The 17,134-nt window shown below is 36.8% G+C and carries 20 protein-coding genes and 1 riboswitch; of the genes, 13 read left to right on the top strand and 7 right to left on the bottom strand.

Annotation, left to right across the window (positions count from 1 at the left end):
• Positions 1-50: 50 nt before the first annotated feature.
• The 3 genes from GKP30_RS01880 to GKP30_RS01870 all read left to right on the top strand — a co-directional run bounded on the left by GKP30_RS01880 (position 51) and on the right by GKP30_RS01870 (position 2,447).
• A complete protein-coding gene (locus tag GKP30_RS01880) occupies positions 51-1,175 on the top strand; it encodes an ATP-binding protein (protein WP_216827687.1) in 1,125 nt (374 codons plus the stop codon).
• Between the two features lie 186 nt (positions 1,176-1,361).
• A complete protein-coding gene (locus GKP30_RS01875) occupies positions 1,362-1,520 on the top strand; it encodes a hypothetical protein (protein WP_216827686.1) in 159 nt (52 codons plus the stop codon).
• A gap of 165 nt (positions 1,521-1,685) precedes the next feature.
• Positions 1,686-2,447: a hypothetical protein gene (locus GKP30_RS01870; RefSeq protein WP_216827685.1), complete on the top strand. Its 762-nt coding sequence runs from the start codon at positions 1,686-1,688 to the stop codon at positions 2,445-2,447.
• Positions 2,448-2,500: 53 nt separating this feature from the next.
• Here the strand turns inward: GKP30_RS01870 and GKP30_RS01865 are convergent, their stop codons facing one another.
• The 5 genes from GKP30_RS01865 to GKP30_RS01850 all read right to left on the bottom strand — a co-directional run bounded on the left by GKP30_RS01865 (position 2,501) and on the right by GKP30_RS01850 (position 6,418).
• Positions 2,501-3,592, bottom strand: a complete 1,092-nt coding sequence (locus tag GKP30_RS01865) for a class II aldolase/adducin family protein (protein WP_216827684.1) — start codon at positions 3,590-3,592, stop codon at positions 2,501-2,503.
• Positions 3,573-4,847 carry a zinc-dependent alcohol dehydrogenase gene (locus GKP30_RS01860; protein ID WP_216827683.1) on the bottom strand — a complete coding sequence of 425 codons (1,275 nt, stop codon included), beginning with the start codon at positions 4,845-4,847 and terminating at the stop codon, positions 3,573-3,575. The genes GKP30_RS01865 and GKP30_RS01860 overlap by 20 nt, the downstream gene beginning before the upstream one ends.
• A 375-nt stretch (positions 4,848-5,222) precedes the next feature.
• Positions 5,223-5,345 (bottom strand): hypothetical protein, encoded by a 123-nt coding sequence (locus GKP30_RS23690; RefSeq protein WP_268884648.1) that lies wholly within the window; start codon positions 5,343-5,345, stop codon positions 5,223-5,225.
• A gap of 68 nt (positions 5,346-5,413) precedes the next feature.
• Positions 5,414-6,127, bottom strand: coding sequence for a YwaF family protein (locus tag GKP30_RS01855; RefSeq protein WP_216827682.1), 714 nt, complete (start codon positions 6,125-6,127; stop codon positions 5,414-5,416).
• Between the two features lie 87 nt (positions 6,128-6,214).
• Positions 6,215-6,418 (bottom strand): hypothetical protein, encoded by a 204-nt coding sequence (locus tag GKP30_RS01850; protein WP_216827681.1) that lies wholly within the window; start codon positions 6,416-6,418, stop codon positions 6,215-6,217.
• A gap of 169 nt (positions 6,419-6,587) precedes the next feature.
• On the opposite strand from GKP30_RS01850, the gene GKP30_RS01845 reads away from it, so the two are divergent.
• Complete coding sequence (locus GKP30_RS01845; RefSeq protein WP_216827680.1) at positions 6,588-8,294, top strand: DUF6612 family protein; 1,707 nt, start codon at positions 6,588-6,590, stop codon at positions 8,292-8,294.
• Between the two features lie 103 nt (positions 8,295-8,397).
• Here GKP30_RS01845 and GKP30_RS01840 read toward each other — a convergent pair whose 3' ends face one another.
• Together GKP30_RS01840 and GKP30_RS01835 are read right to left on the bottom strand one after the other, a co-directional pair.
• A complete protein-coding gene (locus GKP30_RS01840; RefSeq protein ID WP_216827679.1) occupies positions 8,398-8,592 on the bottom strand; it encodes a hypothetical protein in 195 nt (64 codons plus the stop codon).
• Positions 8,593-8,607: 15 nt separating this feature from the next.
• Positions 8,608-9,888 carry an acetyl-CoA hydrolase/transferase family protein gene (locus tag GKP30_RS01835; RefSeq protein WP_216827678.1) on the bottom strand — a complete coding sequence of 427 codons (1,281 nt, stop codon included), beginning with the start codon at positions 9,886-9,888 and terminating at the stop codon, positions 8,608-8,610.
• A gap of 149 nt (positions 9,889-10,037) precedes the next feature.
• Positions 10,038-10,224, bottom strand: a riboswitch (cobalamin riboswitch).
• A gap of 471 nt (positions 10,225-10,695) precedes the next feature.
• Between GKP30_RS01835 and GKP30_RS23960 the strand changes: the two genes are divergently transcribed.
• From GKP30_RS23960 to GKP30_RS01790, 9 genes are all read left to right on the top strand, one after another.
• The gene (locus tag GKP30_RS23960) at positions 10,696-10,809 is read left to right on the top strand and encodes a hypothetical protein (protein WP_407928574.1); all 114 of its coding nucleotides are present in this window, start codon (positions 10,696-10,698) and stop codon (positions 10,807-10,809) included.
• Complete coding sequence (locus GKP30_RS01825; protein ID WP_216827677.1) at positions 10,757-10,966, top strand: GNAT family N-acetyltransferase; 210 nt, start codon at positions 10,757-10,759, stop codon at positions 10,964-10,966. Before GKP30_RS23960 ends, GKP30_RS01825 begins: the two co-directional genes overlap by 53 nt.
• Positions 10,967-11,007: 41 nt before the next feature.
• Positions 11,008-12,846: a dihydroorotate dehydrogenase gene (locus GKP30_RS01820; protein WP_216827676.1), complete on the top strand. Its 1,839-nt coding sequence runs from the start codon at positions 11,008-11,010 to the stop codon at positions 12,844-12,846.
• Between the two features lie 45 nt (positions 12,847-12,891).
• On the top strand, positions 12,892-13,410 hold the full coding sequence (locus tag GKP30_RS01815; protein ID WP_216827675.1) for a type 1 glutamine amidotransferase domain-containing protein: 519 nt from the start codon (positions 12,892-12,894) through the stop codon (positions 13,408-13,410).
• A gap of 81 nt (positions 13,411-13,491) precedes the next feature.
• Complete coding sequence (locus GKP30_RS01810) at positions 13,492-14,394, top strand: PhzF family phenazine biosynthesis protein (RefSeq protein WP_216827674.1); 903 nt, start codon at positions 13,492-13,494, stop codon at positions 14,392-14,394.
• A 15-nt stretch (positions 14,395-14,409) separates the two neighbouring features.
• Complete coding sequence (locus GKP30_RS01805) at positions 14,410-15,015, top strand: pentapeptide repeat-containing protein (protein ID WP_216827673.1); 606 nt, start codon at positions 14,410-14,412, stop codon at positions 15,013-15,015.
• Between the two features lie 83 nt (positions 15,016-15,098).
• Positions 15,099-16,079 (top strand): ring-cleaving dioxygenase, encoded by a 981-nt coding sequence (locus GKP30_RS01800; RefSeq protein WP_216827672.1) that lies wholly within the window; start codon positions 15,099-15,101, stop codon positions 16,077-16,079.
• Positions 16,080-16,092: 13 nt separating this feature from the next.
• Complete coding sequence (locus GKP30_RS01795) at positions 16,093-16,701, top strand: alpha/beta hydrolase (RefSeq protein ID WP_216827671.1); 609 nt, start codon at positions 16,093-16,095, stop codon at positions 16,699-16,701.
• A gap of 21 nt (positions 16,702-16,722) precedes the next feature.
• A complete protein-coding gene (locus GKP30_RS01790; RefSeq protein ID WP_216827670.1) occupies positions 16,723-17,025 on the top strand; it encodes a hypothetical protein in 303 nt (100 codons plus the stop codon).
• Positions 17,026-17,134: the final 109 nt, after the last annotated feature.

Raw genomic sequence — 17,134 nt, 5'->3', positions numbered from 1 at the left:
ATACCCCTTGTGGTAATTTATGTAAAAACTATTTAGAAAGAGGAGAAAAGATGTCTGAACTAGCAAAAAACAAACCTAATATATATAAATCCGGAAGTTTCTTAAATGAAAAGCTAACAGCCGTTGATATTCAAGCCTGTTTAAAGCAAGCTCTTCAGAATGCCCCTATTATAGTAGCACATATTGATACGGACTTACGCTATAGATGGGTTTATAACCCCCATTCTGACTTTAAAGCGGAAGAATGTATTGGAAAAAGAGATGATGAACTCGCACAAAATAGCGGCATTGAAGAATTAATGGCGTTAAAAATAGAAGTTCTTGCAACAGGAAGAAAGATTAGAAAAGAAATCTCTTTTCTCATGGAAGATGATGTGAGAATCTATGATGTTTCTGGGGAGCCTCTATTCGATGAAGAAAAAAATATAATTGGTCTAGCAACTGCATCAACCGATATAACCACTTATAAAATAATGGAAGAAGAAATTGCTCGTTTAAATAGCTACAAACAAATTGGCCAATTGGCAGAAGGATTGGCAGATACTTTAAGGAATCCAATGACAACAGTTCAAGGGTTTTTACAAGTGTTGAGGAGTAATGAACCGATTGAAAATCAAATGAAGGAAATCTTAATAAAAGAATTAGAACAAATCAACCATATTATTTGTTTTTTAATTTTCTTATCGAGTAAAAAGAGGGTTAATCGATCGGAAAATAATATTAATAATGTTATTATTCAATCGATAAATAAAAACAAAATTGAACATAGGAAGAAAAAATATCATCTTAATCTTCTCCTTGAATATAACCTTCCTCTTATCTATATAGATTCAGAGGAAATTAGTGAACTGATCTCCCACCTCTTGAATAATTCCGTAGAGTCTATAAAGGATAACGGTAAAATTGATATTAAAACAAAAGATACAGAGGAATATGTACAGGTAATTGTAAGTGATAATGGTGTAGGAATGTGTACAGAGCAGCTTTCAAAATGTTTAGACCCTTTTTATACATTTAAAGAAAATCACCTTGGTCTTGGATTACCTATATCCTTTTGCATAGCAGAGAGAAATGGAGGGGAATTAAAAATAAATTCTGTAGAAGGTAAAGGGACGATTTGTACGGTGAAATTCTTTAAAAAAAGTAGTGTAAAGCCTATTGTTGACATACATTGATTTTGGGCTCCTCGTGTCCAAATGTTATTTTCACACATAATTTCGTTCCATTTTTTCTATAATGAGCCCAAAAATGATCCCAAATCAAAAACAAACATTAACAGTCCCAAAGTGTTAGATTAAAGAGTATTATTTCAAAACATTTCAACATATACATCAATGACTACAACTTGGAGGTGGTACGAAATGATTCCATCAATCTTAATCACCATTGCTTTAGTCATTATCGTTATTCGTTCAGGTTATGTTGCTCTCAATATGCTAAAATCTTATAGGAATAATAACATACTAGACCTTTTATACCATTTATCAATCTTTGTAATCGCTTTATCATTCTTAATATAGGTATTTTTGTAGTAGAATTAGTAGAGACTCCTCATTACAATAGCAAACTTTTTTTCTATAATAAGTTGACACATTTGAATTTTCACAAGGATAGATATTATTGATATACTCATTATAGTAGATTTAAATGTAAAAAGATTAAATTGTAGACAAAGGGGAAAGAAGATGGAATATAGATCAAAGCAGCAGTCTTCGTCGTCATTACAACAATTAAAAAAGCCAAACTCATTAAAAGGTTGGGCGCTCATTATAATAGTTGCTTTCATAGGTAGCGCTCTTTTAATTGGGGCGTTGTTTAATGAAATGATTTTTCGATTATTCGTTATTGTGCTGTTGATGACTCTTGTAGTATCTATTAATCGTAAATTATCTAGTTCACCTGCTAACAGTAGAGTAGAATCAGATATATCAGAGTCTAAAAAAGTCGAGAACGTCAAAGTTGAGGCTGTTGAGTTAACAAACTCAGAAGTTGCCAAAAAACAAAGCGATTTAGAAAAGGTCGATTTTGACCGTACACAATTATTAGAGGAGCTTTTTTCAAAAGCTGAATTAAGTGATCTTGAAAAACAACAATACCGCCAACAAATCAAGCAAAAAGATAATGAAATATCAACAATCATGCAAGATATCATGAATGCCAAAAACAAAATCCACCAAGCTGTACTTGAAACGAAAAAGTACTTCATTAAAGTGGATCCGATCAAAGAAATTGCAGCATCTCTTGATAAGGATTCAGTACTTAATGGAACAATTTATGACTTGAATTGGGCATTAGAAGAAATTCGGGCCTCTTTATCTGCCGACGTCATCCAAGCACTAGAAAAGTCAGGTTATGTTGATAATGAATTTAAGTTAACGAGAAATGGCTATAAAGCATTAATTAAAGAGGTCGGTAAGAATGAGGAAGAGCTTGAGGAAGTAAGATAATAAAATAAAAAAAGCGAGGTTGATGTACTTTTTCAGCCTCGCTTTTTTTCGGATTAATTCATTGGAACTTGGCGATTAATTTTTCCATCAATACGTTCAAATATATCTTCTAGGCTTGTCCCAGTAATCGTAAGGCCATGGTTTTTTAGGCCGATAACAGCTTGAGAAGGGTTTTCTGATTCGCGAACGAGTTGTGCAACCGTTTTAGCTAATTCAACTGTCCCACATGGGTAGTTGATTTCAGTCGCTTGAATTCCGTCCATCCATGCGTGAATATGAACGATGGCCCCAACTTCAGGGTGCTCCTTATAAATCATCCAATGTTCGATTGCGTCGACAGAAGCGCGTTTTGGTGTAACTTCTGGCGGAACACTTACTTCAATTTTATTGTCTTTCGAGTTATAGCCTTTAATAAATAAGATATCTTGTCCAATTGTATCCATGTTGGATTTATCAATGCCACTTGCACTCATCCAAAAATGGTTTTCATCTTGTCTTGCGCTTAAGTTCCCATAACTTAAACCGCCAATTCCATATAACTTATGTAAATGCCGCATATCTCTTGGCGTTAAATACTCATCAATTGGGAAGGGGGCAGGGAGAAGATCCATTTCATCGAGCTTCTTCCCTGATTGCTTCAACTGTATGCTTACTTCATCCCCATTCCATAATGGTTCTGGTAAGTCGAAGTGAAATTCGTTGTCGATTACGAGTTGTGATGAGGCAAGCGGTTCTAAGCGCTCATATATTTTTTGGAAAAGCTCTGCCTCGTCATCACCTTGTTTATATTCAATTTGGTAGCAGCCCTGTTCGGGTGTTAAGAAATAAAAAGTTGTAATTCCATCGTTGTGGTTAACAAACATTAAGTGGTTAGAAAGAGACCGAATTAAATAAGGGTACGCTTCCTTGAATACATTTTCCATAACACTCTCTTTTTCCAATATGGAAACGACAAATGTCGCTTGTGCTTTTCTTCTAAATGGACGGCAAGTTTCAGCGTCTGTAAAATTCAGAACAAGACGTAAATCCTCATCGACCTCTTTAAAAAGTGTAAAATCATTTTGAGTAAATACGTGCTTCATTCCTTTTTCTAACCATTGCATAAACGGTGTTTCAGTAGTTCCGTTAACTAGAAATGTTTTCATGTTGCATTCCTCCTGCGGTGTTTGAGTTCCCATGTTCAAAAATAACTTTCATAACTGAACGACTACTTTTATTGGTTGCTGTAAATATTGCTTCCTTATAATTTTCTAAAGGGTAACGATGAGAAATCATTGGTGATAAATCAACTTTCTTTTGGCGAATTAATTCAATAGCGATCTCGAGTGTCCGCATGGTTTTACCTTCGTATTCACCCGTACTGTAGGCAAAACTACCTTTTACCTCTAATTCATTTAACCAAACAGTCGTCCAATCAATCCCGTCGATAATACTAGCTAATCCAAGTAAAACGACTTTCCCGCCACTTTGCGCAAAACGTAGTGAATCGTTTATACTTTGTTTTTTGCCGACACATTCGTATACAATGTCAGCTCCTCCTTCAATAACAGGAGCACCGTAAATCGGTTTTAACACTTTTGCATTCAAAGTTTTAGCTGTTTCATCAACATACGAACCGTTACGGGTTAAGTAAATGACCTCATCAGCACCAAATGTTTGAGCAAGCTCACCCTGAAATTTATGTTTAACTAGTGCAGTAATATGACAACTAATTCCTAGGGCACGGATAGCTGCAATTACTGAAATACCAATCACTCCAGCACCGATAACAAGCACATGATCTTGAGGCTTTGGCTTATTTTTTAAGACGGCATGAAGTGCACAACTAAACGGTTCAATCAAGACTCCATTTAAATCATCAACTTCATCTGGTAAAGGTAAAACTTGGGTGTTGTGTGCGACGAGAACTGGTCCCCAGCTCCCACCAGTATCCTTACAAGCTCCAATTAGTAATCCTGGTGATACGTCTCCTTCAGTCATATGACTGCACAAACTATATTCTCCACGTTCGCAAGCTTTACAAGGTGTTGCAAAGCCTCGACTCATACATGATAATATTGGATCGATTACAACTCGATCACCTTTTTTGAGATGACTGACATTACGGCCCATTTCTGCAACTTTCCCTACAACTTCATGGCCAATCGTAAAAGGAAAAGACGCATAAGGTGAAGTTGCTGGACTATCGTTGAGAAAAATTAAGTTCAAATCACTTCCACAAATACCGCCAAAAGTGACTTCGACTTTGATCCAGTCTTCATTCGGAAGAGTTGGTTCTTCTACTTCACGTAACCTGATACAAGATAGACGTGGATGCCAATAAAGAGATGATTTCCACTTTCCAACGACCTTGCTAAAGACATAGCGAGGAATACTATAGTCAAACTGTAATGACTTCACTAAACCCACCTCCCAAGAAGTATGGATAGAATTTCTAAGTATCAGTTATTTTTGACACTCCTCCCAATTTTATGCAGTACGAAGAGAAAATTTACCAGTAATAGTTAGATAGTTAGGAAATCATTTTAGAGGTTGTATATGTTCCAGCCGTGGATACTCATAGTCCAAGGAATAAGAAGGAACGATTAATTTTAAAGGAGGATAATATGATTAAAGTTTTGGTGATGAAATTGTTAGAAATGAAAAAGTCTAGGGGTAATAAATTTGAATGACAGGTGGGGAGATAATGTAAAGGGGAGTTCGTCACGTTAGAGAAGGGGATAGTGTAGAACTCCACCTGTAAGTAGAAATGTATTATAATGGATGAATTACATCTTATACTTTGGCTGTAGGGTCGCCATGTTCCTCTAAGTATAATTCATCATAAAGAAGGTGTTCGTACTCTAACTCAAATAAAGCTATCAAAAAGGAAGATATAAGATCTAAAAACTTATTCAAGTTGATTACCTCCTCAAAAAGTATTCTTATTAATTTGTGTAAAAGCTGTCCATTTATACATAGAGAGGTTAATTATTTTTGTATTTTTCTTTTAAATAAAACGGCAAGTAAAGAAGGGTGAACATGAGAATAACGATAACTTCTAGTGATAAGATATACCATGGATATGGTCCAAGCCAATCGAGGATACTTGGGTTATCGGGTTTTCTAGCTAAAAACATATAGTTCGCACCTGTCCAATAATTGACCCAGAAGGCGATAAATGCAAGGATGTTGAGAAATACAAAAGACCGCATAGCAGATTTCCATGTAACAGTGTATTTATGGATCCAAATCATATAAAGAATGGCAAGGATGATAGCGATATGAGCAATAAAAAAATGCCAAAAACGATAGTGAGGGAAAGTATAAAATAATTCAGGTGTAATTAATGCTTGGAGCGCACCTCCAATTCCAAAAAAATAAATGAACTCGAAAATCCGGTAAGAACGTGTAATTAACATAACAGAGCTTAAATAAATACTAATTGTACATAGTTGTAGCGGTAAATTATAGCGGATATCCCACAAGCCAGCTGCAATACTCCACATAATAATACTAAGCTCTGAAATGACAAGTACAGAAAGAAGCCACCAGCGAATTTTTCCCATGTAAGGTCTATCTCTATGTACAAACATCCAAATGAGCGATAATAAAAATAAAATTAATGAAGCTATATGGGCAGGAGATAAAAAAATCGTGCCTTTCATATAGGCAGCAGGATTGAAAAACTCCTCGAACATTAAAGCATACCACCCTTACCTAATGTTGTTCGTTTCATTTAACCATTTATGAAGGGGAAATAAAAGAGACTGAAATAATTCAGCCTCTTATACTTCGCTTGATGATTGTTGCTTCGTTTTCTTTTTTTCTCGTTCTTCTTGTTCTTCTAGTTTTATGTCTTCGAGTGGTGGCTCGTCTATTGGCATAACCAATTGGTCTCTCATAAGCTGTTGGTCCCAATCTTGTTTAAAGGCTTGGGATTTTTGGTTTCGGTTTTGAAGTTCTTTTTCTTTTTCTTTATTTCTCATCATTCATCCCTCCTTGATCTTTATTTACCCGTGAAAAAAATGTAATAAACATAGGTTTTTATGGTATTATGGATATCTAAAAGTACGTACTACAGTTGATAATCTGCGTAATTAAAACAATAGTTAAATCTATTCTAATAAATCCATGCTACTTAATTTGAAAGGGGAATACATGCGTTTTTATCGTTTTATAATTTTTGCTGGTCTATTATTATGTGTTACCGCATTTACTGCAGCCTGTCAGCCAGAAATTGAGCAATTAACAAAGGAAGAAGTTTTAAATCAATCTATTGAAGCTATGAAAGAAGTGCAAACATATAACTTTGAGCTAGATTCAATTTCGAAAGAAAATGATAGTGGGACATTAATCTCCTATCTTAATGGAACTATATTAGTAGACCCACTAAAGGCACATATCGTCAGGACATCTAAAGTTTCAGGAGCAACGATGAGTGCAGAAGTATATATTACTGGGGGAGAGACGTACTATTTAATGGACGAGGATAGTGACTTGTGGGTTAATGTATCCCCTGATATTAATGCACTCGGCCCAGCCGAAGAATTAGAACTTATATTAGAAAACATCGACTTATTTAATTTTATAGAAGATAACAATGGCTACCGCTTTACTATTTCAACATCAGAAGAGGGGTTGCATCCTTTGTGGCAGGGTCTTTTCCCATTTTACTATGTAATGGACGATCCATTATTTCATACGATGCTTTATGCTATACGAACAGGGAATGGTCCTAGCTCGTTAAATTACGAGATGATTATTGACAAAGAAACATTTTACCGGACTTCTGCGATGATGGAATACTCGTTTAATTTGAACATAGTTGATGATGAACTAGAAAATAAAGTGACGGAAATGCTGTATATTACGTATGATTCCTTTAATGAAGTAGAGGAAGTAAATGTCCCAGATACAGTCATTCAAAATGCTAAAACATACGGAGAAATCCTTTTTGGTGAGCGTGAACTAGTTGATGAGAAATCAGTCTTCCATGAAGGAGTTAAAGGAAACACAGATGGAAACCATTTGAATGGCTCTTATTTTGCAACAGATGGGGAAGTGGTTTATTACTCCAATTGGATGCAAGAGAGTGGCATTTATAAATGGACTGAAGATCATCTAGAAAAAGAACTCATTTCTGAGGTCTTAGCAAAAGACTTAAATGTGGTAGGGGATTGGTTATATTATTCAGATGAACGAGACGGGTTTAATGTGTACCGGATGAAAAAAGACGGGACAGAGGTAGAAAAAATGTCTGATGACTATGCAATTGATTTACGAGTAATAGACGATTGGATTTTTTATAAAACAAACAATCCCCTAAATAATAAACAGCCTTTATATATGGTATCTAAAGATGGTATTAAGATACAGTTAATTGATGATCTTTTCCGTTATACGGTATATGACAATCAAGTGATTTATCAAAAAGAGCCAAAAGGTATTCTTTATGTCGTGGAGATTGATGAAATGGATGAAGCTCATCTAACGCCAAAAGTTATTGATTACCCTACGCGAACTTTTATTGTAGAAGCTGGCTGGGTTTATTATGAAAGTGCATTAGATGGTTCGAAAATCTATAGAGTAGAGCTTGATGGGACAAAGACGGAACGATTAACGACTTATGAAAGTCAAGGGTTTAATGTTGCAGGAGATGGATTATATTTCACTAATGTATCTAAAGATCATAGCTTATATAGACTTGATTTAAATACACTTGAAACAGAGCAACTCGATGACCGTGGGTCGCACATTCATATTATTAACGGACGTTTATATTACTCTAAACATATTAGTGCACTTCAGCTTGGCTGGTTTCAGATGGATCTTAATGGGATGAATAGTGAACGTGCACCTTTTTGATCGCTATTAAAAGTAGTGACCTAACTACAATATTACTTTTACACTTGTAAGAAGAAAAGCGGCTAAGGACGTTACACCTAGCCGCTCTAATATTAATAGTAACTTAATTAGCGAACATCCAATGCTCAACAGCTTGTTTAAAAGCTTCATCTAACGATTCGATATTACGACCTTGATCATCCCTAGATTCAAGGTCAACTTTTAAATTTTCATAACTCTCCAGTAACGTATTAAAATCGGGCTTCGCTACAAGAACTCCTAGTAAATGATTTAAATAATATGCCGTAAACTTTTCCACGATAATCACTCCTTTTTAAAGATATCCCATACTCTTAGCAGTAAAAGTAAGTTCCTCACGAAATTTAGGGTGGGAGATGTCAATCAATGCCCGTGTACGTTCTGAAATCGTTTTATTTTTTAAGTGAGCCACGCCATATTCCGTGACGATAATATCGACATCGTTTTTGGATGTTGTAACGACCGATTTTTCACTAAGAAAAGGAACAATCTTGGAAATCTGTTCGTCTTTCGTTGTGGAGTGTAAACAAATAATACCACGGCCATCTCTACATAATGTAACGCCTTTTCCAAAGTCAGATTGACCACCTGACGAAGAATAATATCTTCCTTTCACTATTTCCGAATTGCATTGTCCTAAAAAGTCAACTTCTACAGTTCCGTTAATTGTAACAAACTGATCAAATTCTGAAATTCGCTTAATACTGTTTGACTCGTTAACAGGGATCATGCAAAGGGCAGGGTTTTCATGCATGAACTGGTAGAGTCTATCACTTCCAAAAGCAAATGTTGCGGTTGAAATTCCTTTGTAAAAAGGTTTATTTTGATTTGTAATCGCACCGCTAATATATAGATCTACTAAACCATCAGGAAACATCTCTGTAAATACGCCTAAGTTTCGAAAGTTTATTAAATGTTCCATGACTGCATTTGGTATAGAACCAAAGCCTATTTGGATTGTATCTCCATCTTTAATTAAGTTCGCAACATTCTGTCCAATTGCTTTATCTTTTTCAGAGATTATTGGCTTTCCAGTCACAGCTAATGGTGAAGTATGCTCAATAATGGCTTTAACTTGAGAGATATGAATTTGGTTTTTTCCATATGTTCTCGGCATATTTTCATTCACTTCTACGAATATTGCTTTTGAATGGTTGACTAGTGTTGCCGTATAATCACAATTTGTGCCTAATGAAAAATAACCTTCGTCATCAATTGGTGATACTTGAGCCATAATGATAGGATTTTTGACCCTTGTTTGTAACATCCTTGGCAAGATTGAAAAATGGTTGGGTAAAAGATCGATCATCTGGTTAGCATACGCAGCTCGTTCATACGAGTTTAAAAACATTGATACAATCTTGAGTTTGTCTTTAGCAACAGGTACTACTTCCCTAAATGAAAGCATCTGATACAGTGTATTGTTATCAAGGCCTTCAAATTCAATTAATGCCTCCATTAAAGCTGGAGGTTCACCGACAGCAATAGGAGTAATAATTTCATCTCCTGGTTCAATTAAGCGAACAGCATCGTTTGCACTCATAACTTTTTCTTGATAGGTTGATAGCATTAGCATTCGTTTCTCTCCTTATTTGTCTATACTTTTGTATCAATTAAAAAAACACACTCCCAAAATGTGAGAGTGTGTTTGTATTAGGTCGAATCCTTTGCTATCCGTATCAAAGCTTCCATCCTAAACACCTCCCCATCCTCGTGGGTAAATAACAGTGTTGCTCTTTAATGGCAGGTCTCCTGGCTTCGATTCAACACATGATCACGTCCTTCCCATCTCAAAAATGACAGTGGACTTTTCGGTGATCATGCTCCTCTTCACAGTGGCGGGACCGCATCGGATTTGCACCGATTTCCCTTTTAAACTTGTTCAACAAGTACCATAAAGCACAATATTCTGTTTAATGGATATCATTATAACACTACGAATTTGGAAAAAACAATGATTACTTTGTAAAAACATCGTCACTAGAGCCATTTTAATAGGGATGATTTGTTTAAATTAAATAGAAAGATATAGTTTCATAGCTTTATCGTGTATAATTTTGTAAAAGAACAAACCACGTGAAGCGGCGAAAAAGGTGATTTATGAATTAAAATCCCATGAGTTTTTCAGGTGTAAACCATTTATCTTAGAAGGAAGACATGAAGCGTAATCTTGAAGCTTCAAACCAAAGGGTTTATAAGCTAACAAAAGAAACATTTCAAAAAACTAAAGAACCGAAGCTTGAACCACACCACTAAGTTATAAAAATTTCGAGTGAACTAATTAATTCAAAAAAGTCTATTAGGATAGTAAATTTTTAAAGAATAAATATTTAACTTTTGGCATCCAGAGCGTGAGTTTCTTGAAAAAGGAATTGGATTTTGTGTGTTAAAAGGTGAAGATATCGTCAGTGTATGCTTATCAGGATTTGTTGGAGGAAAGTACCATGGTATTGATATTGAAACGGAACGACCCCCGTTGTGGAAATCAATTCGCTAAGAAGTTGGCCTATACATTTGCAAATGAATGCTTAGGAAACGGGATGGTACCATACTGGGATTGTATGGAGGTAAACGCTCCATCAATAGCGGTAGCAGAAAGTATTGGATTTCAGCAACAATTCAAGTATAAGGTCTATGAATTTCCGTTTGATTAAAAAGATACAGACTCTATCTGTCATTTGAAAGGAGGGTGACAATGCCTGATTGGTCCTATCATATTTTATTTAAACCGATACTTTCAAGCTTATCTCCTCATCATTCAAGAGAGTTTATCCATAAAGGAATGAATAGAATATCGTCAGCGCCAGGTGGTCACCATCTGATTAACTTTCTTGGGCGAGAAGAGTCATCACCTCTTCTGGCTAAAGAAGTAGATCAAATTCACTTCCGTAATTCTATCGGGTTTTCTGGAAAAGTGGATCCGCTATTATCTGGTACAAAAGCCTTTAGCAATCTTGGTTTTGGTTTTATTGAAATTGGTCCAGTAACAACCGAACCTAATAATAATGGGGAACCTCCAATCGTTCATCTAAAAGAAAATTACATCGAATTTTCACAAAACTTTGAGTCGGTGGGACTGGAAAAGACGATAGAACAGTTAAAACAATTCAAACGAAAACAGCCTGTTTTTATCCGGATTGCTGGCAATGAGAAAGACCAGCAAGGAATCATCAATGCACTAGAAAAATATGCTGATGCATTTATCATTGAATTTAGTTTTAATAGGGTAGTTGATCCTAGTGTGACGGATAAACTAGTTTACATAGCAATAAAGCCAAATCAACTAAATAAAGAAGTAGTAAAATCTATTAAGAAAATGTATTCAGGTATTGTCCTAGATGAAATCGGTAACATAGGTGACGAATTAAATTTGGAAGAGCACCTTAAGGCGATAAATGTATTAAAAGAACAAGACTATAAGAAAACAATCATTACCGTTGGAGGTGTTCGTGAACCAGCGGATGCACTTCAATTGATTAATGCAAAAGTAGATTTGCTCATGTTATCAGGCGGCTATGTTTTTTCAGGTCCAGGCTTGACGAAGAGAATTAAGGAGGTACAGCTGTCTCAAGTTCACGACTGTGAACGACCGCAATCAGGCTGGATGTGGTATTTCCTTTTTGGTCTATCAATCGTAATTGGAGGACTTATTACATTACTCATTAGTATGTCTAGCATTATTCTACCGTATGACGAATATTTTTTAGAAATGAATCGTGAAACGATTTATGTGTTTAATGAGCGTATTCTCTACTTTATGGCACATGATAGGATGACTTTAGCTGGTACGATGATTTCGGGTGGAATCGTTTATATGGGGTTGGCGAGATACGGCATTCGTCAGGGGTTGAAGTGGGCGAAGCAAGCGACAGATACAGCAGCTATTATTGGTTTTCTTGGCATCTTTCTATTTATCGGATATGGTTATTTTGACTGGCTGCATCTTATATTTTGGCTCGTTCTTTTACCTTTCTATCTTGTTGGGTTTGTAAAAACAAAAAAGGTCAACGGAACTGCAAAATCAACAAATCAAAGAAACCATGTAATTTGGAAAAAAAGTCTATTTGGCCAGTTTGCCTTAGTTATTCTCGGATTTTCATTTGTTTTTGGTGGTTTAACGATTGCTTATATTGGGATTACGAATGTGTTTATTGCAACTGACTTAACCTATATTTGTATGCCGCCTGAAATGCTCAACAAGTTTAATGAACGGCTGATCCCTGTAATTGCTCATGACCGAGCAGGATTTGGCGGCGCGTTACTTAGTGTGGGGCTTTTAATTCTTATGATAGCGTTATGGGGATTTCAACAGGGTAACAAATGGGTTTGGTGGATGCTGTTTCTAGGCGGAATTCCAGCCTTTACAGCAGGTATCGGGGTTCATTTTGCGATTGGATATACTGATTTTATTCATTTACTTCCTGCTTATTTTGCACTGCTGTTATATGTTTTGGGGCTCGTTTTTTCATACTCCTTTTTTCATTTGCAAAATGAAAATTCAAAACCGCCTCATTTGCATTCGACTTCTCGATAGTGAGAAAATAAACTTAGTCTACTATTTGTCTAAGGAGGTATTTATTTGAAACTTGAAGGTAAAAAGATCATTCAACTCGTCAGTGATGATTTTGAGGATTTAGAGTTATGGTATCCCGTTTTGCGGTGTCGTGAAGAAGGGGCAACCGTACATATTGTTGGTGAAAAGGCAAATGAAGAATACATTGGAAAATACGGTGTACCAATCGTCAGTGATATGGCATTCGATGAAGTAGATGCTGAAAAATATGACGCTATTCTCGTACCTGGTGGGTGGTCTCCAGATAAGTTAAGACGATATGAGGATGTACTACAAATGGTTCGAATATTAAATGAACAAAACAAGCCAATTGGACAAATTTGTCATGCGGGTTGGGTATTAATTTCAGCCAAAATTCTTAATGGCAAAACAGTTACGAGTACACCTGGAATAAAAGACGATATGGAAAATGCGGGTGCTACATGGGTGAATGAGCCAGTTGTAGTTGATGGGAATCTTGTGTCGAGCCGTCGTCCACCAGATTTGCCAGATTACATGAGAGAATTTATTAAAGTATTAGCATAAACCTATAAGACATCGAAGCGTAGCAGTTCTAGTTTGACTCACTGGAGCTGCTTTTTAATTGAATAGAGAGGGATGATCTACTTGAGAAACATTCAAATCTACCATGTTGATGCGTTTACAACTGAACCATTTGGGGGAAATCCTGCGGGAGTAGTCCCAGATGCCACTCATTTAACTGAAGTTGAAATGCAAAAAATTGCTCGAGAATTAAATTTGTCTGAAACGGCATTTTTAATGCCTGATGACCAAGAAGCTACTGATTTTCGTGTCCGCTTTTTCACACCTACGCAAGAAATTGATTTTTGTGGGCATGCAACGCTGGCAGCTGCTTGGACGATGGCAACAGAATATAGTTGGTTAGCTAAGGCTGAGTCCATTCATTTTAAAACGAACATTGGGGTAGTCCCGATTGAATTTTCTATGGACAACGGAAAGCTTCAATCGGTTATTATGACGCAGACGACGCCACAGGTAAAAGAGTTAGCTACAGACATTCAAGAGATTTCGAAGTTGGTCGGTATTTCAACTAGCGAACTGGAGGCAGAATTTCCAATAAAACTCGGCTATACAGGGAATTGGCACTTATTAATTCCTGTTAATACACGAAAAGCAATTGATGAAGCCACCCCAATGATTGACCAGTTAAAAGAACATAATCTAATGCATGACATATGTACAACGCATCTTTTCACATTTGACAGCCAAGAAGAGGGTATGAAAGTGTATACACGAGATTTTGCCCCTGCTGTTGGAATTGCGGAAGATCCTGTGACGGGTTCTGCTAACGGTGCATTAGCGGGCTATTTTCTGTTGGAAAATATTCTTGAAAGTAATAGAAACCATGAATTTTACATAAGTCAAGGTTACGCTGCTGGTCGTCCTGGAAGATTACATATAAAAACTTCATTTAGTGAAAACGGTCCAGTTATACAAGTAGGTGGTAGTGCTGTTTGTACAATTTCAGGAACATTGAGATTACGATAGGAGTATTTGAAAAAGATGCGAACGTTTTTAGCGGAAGAATTTATTGAAATAGATTTTACAGATATCAACTTTCGTGAGGCTGAATTGAAAAATTGTCTTTTTGTGCGCTGTCGTTTTCGTGGGTGTCACATTGAGGAAGTAGCAACGGTACGCTCCCAATTTATCGATTGTGATTTTACAGGAGCACAGTTAAATGCATCATCGCATACAGGCTCGTCTTTTACTAATTGCTTGTTTGGTGCCGCTAGTTTATTTGTAGCTGTTTTTAAAGAATGTAAAATGACGGGCTCTGATTTTGCAGAAGCCAATTTGGATGGGATGACGATTGTAGGCGGTGATTGGTCATATACTAATTTACGATACGCCAATTTATCAAAGCAAAAGTTACGGGGAATTAAACTTGCAGAAGCGGATTTAACTGAAGCTAATTTAGAAAAAGTAGATTTGCGAGATTCTGATTTAACCCGATGCCAGTTAAGTAAAACTAGATTAAATGGTGCTGATTTACGTGGGGCACTATTAGAAGGAGTAGATTTCAAATCGATGGATGTGAAAGGAGCTCGAATGGATATTGGTCAAGCGGTATCCTTTTTACGTTCATATGGAGCCAGAGTGGAGTAACAGGTCTTAAGCAGTATTCTTTACAGTGAAAAAGTGAAGTACTAAACTTAAATATAAGGTAAAAAAATGAAGGGCGTGAAGATATGGAATTAAAACCGTTAAGAGGACAACATCACGTTTCAGCCATTACAGCCGATGCGAAAAGAAACTATGAGTTTTATACGAAAACGTTAGGCATGCGGCTCGTCAAAAAATCAATTAACCAAGATGATACGTCGGTTTATCACCTCTTTTATGCAGATGAACGAGGTAACCCAGGTACGGACTTAACCTTTTTTGAATTGCCTTATGCGGGACAAACACATTACGGGACTAATAGTATTAGTACGACGTCACTTCGAGTTCCTAGTGACGCTTCATTGAACTTTTGGAAGCAACGATTTGAACAAAATAAGATAGACCATGATGAAATCTCTCAACATACAGGAAGAAAAACATTAGCGTTCCGTGATTTTGAAGGTCAGCGGTTAATGCTCGTTTCAGATGAAAATAATGCTGGTGTTGCTGGAGGAAAGCCTTGGGATAAGGCCCCCGTACCCACTGAACATGCGATTTATGGATTGGGTCCTGTTATTTTAACCGTTGCAAAAGTAGACCGATCTGCTGAAATACTTACCGAGCTATTAGGTTATCGAGAAAAAGATTCCTATCCATCACTTATTAATGGCCAACCAGATGTTAGAGTGTTTGAAACGGGTGAAGGTGGTACAGGAACAGAAGTTCATTTAGAAGAAAGAAACGACCTACCTGTTGAGAGACAAGGTCGAGGTAGTGTTCATCACGTAGCTTTCCGAGTTGAAAATGAGGAAGAATTACGTGGGTGGGCAAGTTACTTAAAACAATTGCGAATACCAAATTCAGGTTTTGTAGAAAGATATTATTTTAAGTCACTTTATTTCCGTGAAGCGAATGGAATTTTATATGAACTTGCTACAGACGGTCCTGGTTTTGAAGGAGATGAATCGTTTGAACATTTAGGAGAAAGACTGTCACTACCTCCATATTTTGAACATCAACGTGAAGAAATCGAAGCAAAACTTAAGCCTTTAGAGACGAAAGAATAGAGGAGGAATAATGATGCAACATGTATTTATTGAAGGGTCAGACAAACAAGCTCCAATTTTATTGCTATTACACGGTACCGGTGGAAACGAGCGCGACTTATTACCATTAGCGGAAATTATCGCTCCACAGTGTTCAGTTTTAGGTGTAAGAGGAAATGTATTGGAAAACGGAATGCCACGCTTTTTCCGACGCCTTAGCGAAGGGGTATTTGATGAAGAAGATTTAAAATTCCGTACAAAAGAGCTTCATGAATTCATCAACCAAATGGCTGAAAAATACGGTTTTGATCGTAAGCGAGTCGTTGCAATCGGTTATTCAAATGGAGCCAATATCGCTGCGAGCTTAATGTATCATTATGAACATACGCTAAAAGGAGCAATTCTTTTTCATGCGATGGTGCCACTGCGGGGTGTCGCACTTCCTGATCTTAGTAAAACTTCGGTATTCGTGGGTGCTGGGAAGCGTGATCCATTAATTCCAGCTGATGAGACAAAAGAGCTTATTGAAGAACTTCGAAAAGCCAATGCAAAGGTTACTGAGCATTGGGGGGAAGGTGGCCACGAATTAACGAGACAGGAAGTTGATTTGGCCAAAGAGTGGTTTGACGTACAATACAAATAGGAAAAGGCGGCTTGATGTTGTATGTTTAACAAAGTGTTAGAAGCATTAGATGAAGCGTTAGCGGACTGGGGAATGATGCAGCAAACTTCAGGTGACGAAGGAGCAGAACATGCGGAGCGATTTGAACGTCACTTCTACGATTTCATCGATGAATTTGAAAAATGGTTTCGCACGCTTGAACTGCAGCCGAAAGAATTAGAAGACGCAGAAAGCTTAAAGGAAGTCGGGCAAATTGAAAGCCTACTGCCAGGTCCACTGCAGTTGAATTTTACGATGGAACTTGAACGGATCATCGATGGCTATCAGACGACACGGTTTGATTAATAAAATAGAAGCGAAACAAGTCCTACACCTATTGTGGTTTAGGACTTGTGTTATTTTACATTTATCTTACAGGGAGGGATTTTTATTTGAGACCTGATCGGTAATGCGT

It is taken from the genome of Alkalihalobacterium elongatum, assembly GCF_019024285.1.
Taxonomy (GTDB): domain Bacteria; phylum Bacillota; class Bacilli; order Bacillales; family Bacillaceae_F; genus Alkalihalobacterium; species Alkalihalobacterium elongatum.
Note: the sequence above shows the minus strand (reverse complement) of the source record. Positions and strands in the feature narration are given on the sequence as shown.

Bases quoted from the DNA above. Each gene is read 5' to 3' on its own strand.
- GKP30_RS01880 (WP_216827687.1), top strand. From the start codon at position 51: ATGTCTGAACTAGCAAAAAACAAACCTAATATATATAAATCCGGAAGT.
- GKP30_RS01875 (WP_216827686.1), top strand. From the start codon at position 1,362: ATGATTCCATCAATCTTAATCACCATTGCTTTAGTCATTATCGTTATT.
- GKP30_RS01870 (WP_216827685.1), top strand. From the start codon at position 1,686: ATGGAATATAGATCAAAGCAGCAGTCTTCGTCGTCATTACAACAATTA.
- GKP30_RS01865 (WP_216827684.1), bottom strand. From the start codon at position 3,592: ATGAAAACATTTCTAGTTAACGGAACTACTGAAACACCGTTTATGCAA.
- GKP30_RS01855 (WP_216827682.1), bottom strand. From the start codon at position 6,127: ATGTTCGAGGAGTTTTTCAATCCTGCTGCCTATATGAAAGGCACGATT.
- GKP30_RS01850 (WP_216827681.1), bottom strand. From the start codon at position 6,418: ATGATGAGAAATAAAGAAAAAGAAAAAGAACTTCAAAACCGAAACCAA.
- GKP30_RS01845 (WP_216827680.1), top strand. From the start codon at position 6,588: ATGCGTTTTTATCGTTTTATAATTTTTGCTGGTCTATTATTATGTGTT.
- GKP30_RS01835 (WP_216827678.1), bottom strand. From the start codon at position 9,888: ATGCTAATGCTATCAACCTATCAAGAAAAAGTTATGAGTGCAAACGAT.
- GKP30_RS01825 (WP_216827677.1), top strand. From the start codon at position 10,757: ATGGTATTGATATTGAAACGGAACGACCCCCGTTGTGGAAATCAATTC.
- GKP30_RS01820 (WP_216827676.1), top strand. From the start codon at position 11,008: ATGCCTGATTGGTCCTATCATATTTTATTTAAACCGATACTTTCAAGC.
- GKP30_RS01805 (WP_216827673.1), top strand. From the start codon at position 14,410: ATGCGAACGTTTTTAGCGGAAGAATTTATTGAAATAGATTTTACAGAT.
- GKP30_RS01800 (WP_216827672.1), top strand. From the start codon at position 15,099: ATGGAATTAAAACCGTTAAGAGGACAACATCACGTTTCAGCCATTACA.
- GKP30_RS01795 (WP_216827671.1), top strand. From the start codon at position 16,093: ATGCAACATGTATTTATTGAAGGGTCAGACAAACAAGCTCCAATTTTA.
- GKP30_RS01790 (WP_216827670.1), top strand. From the start codon at position 16,723: ATGTTTAACAAAGTGTTAGAAGCATTAGATGAAGCGTTAGCGGACTGG.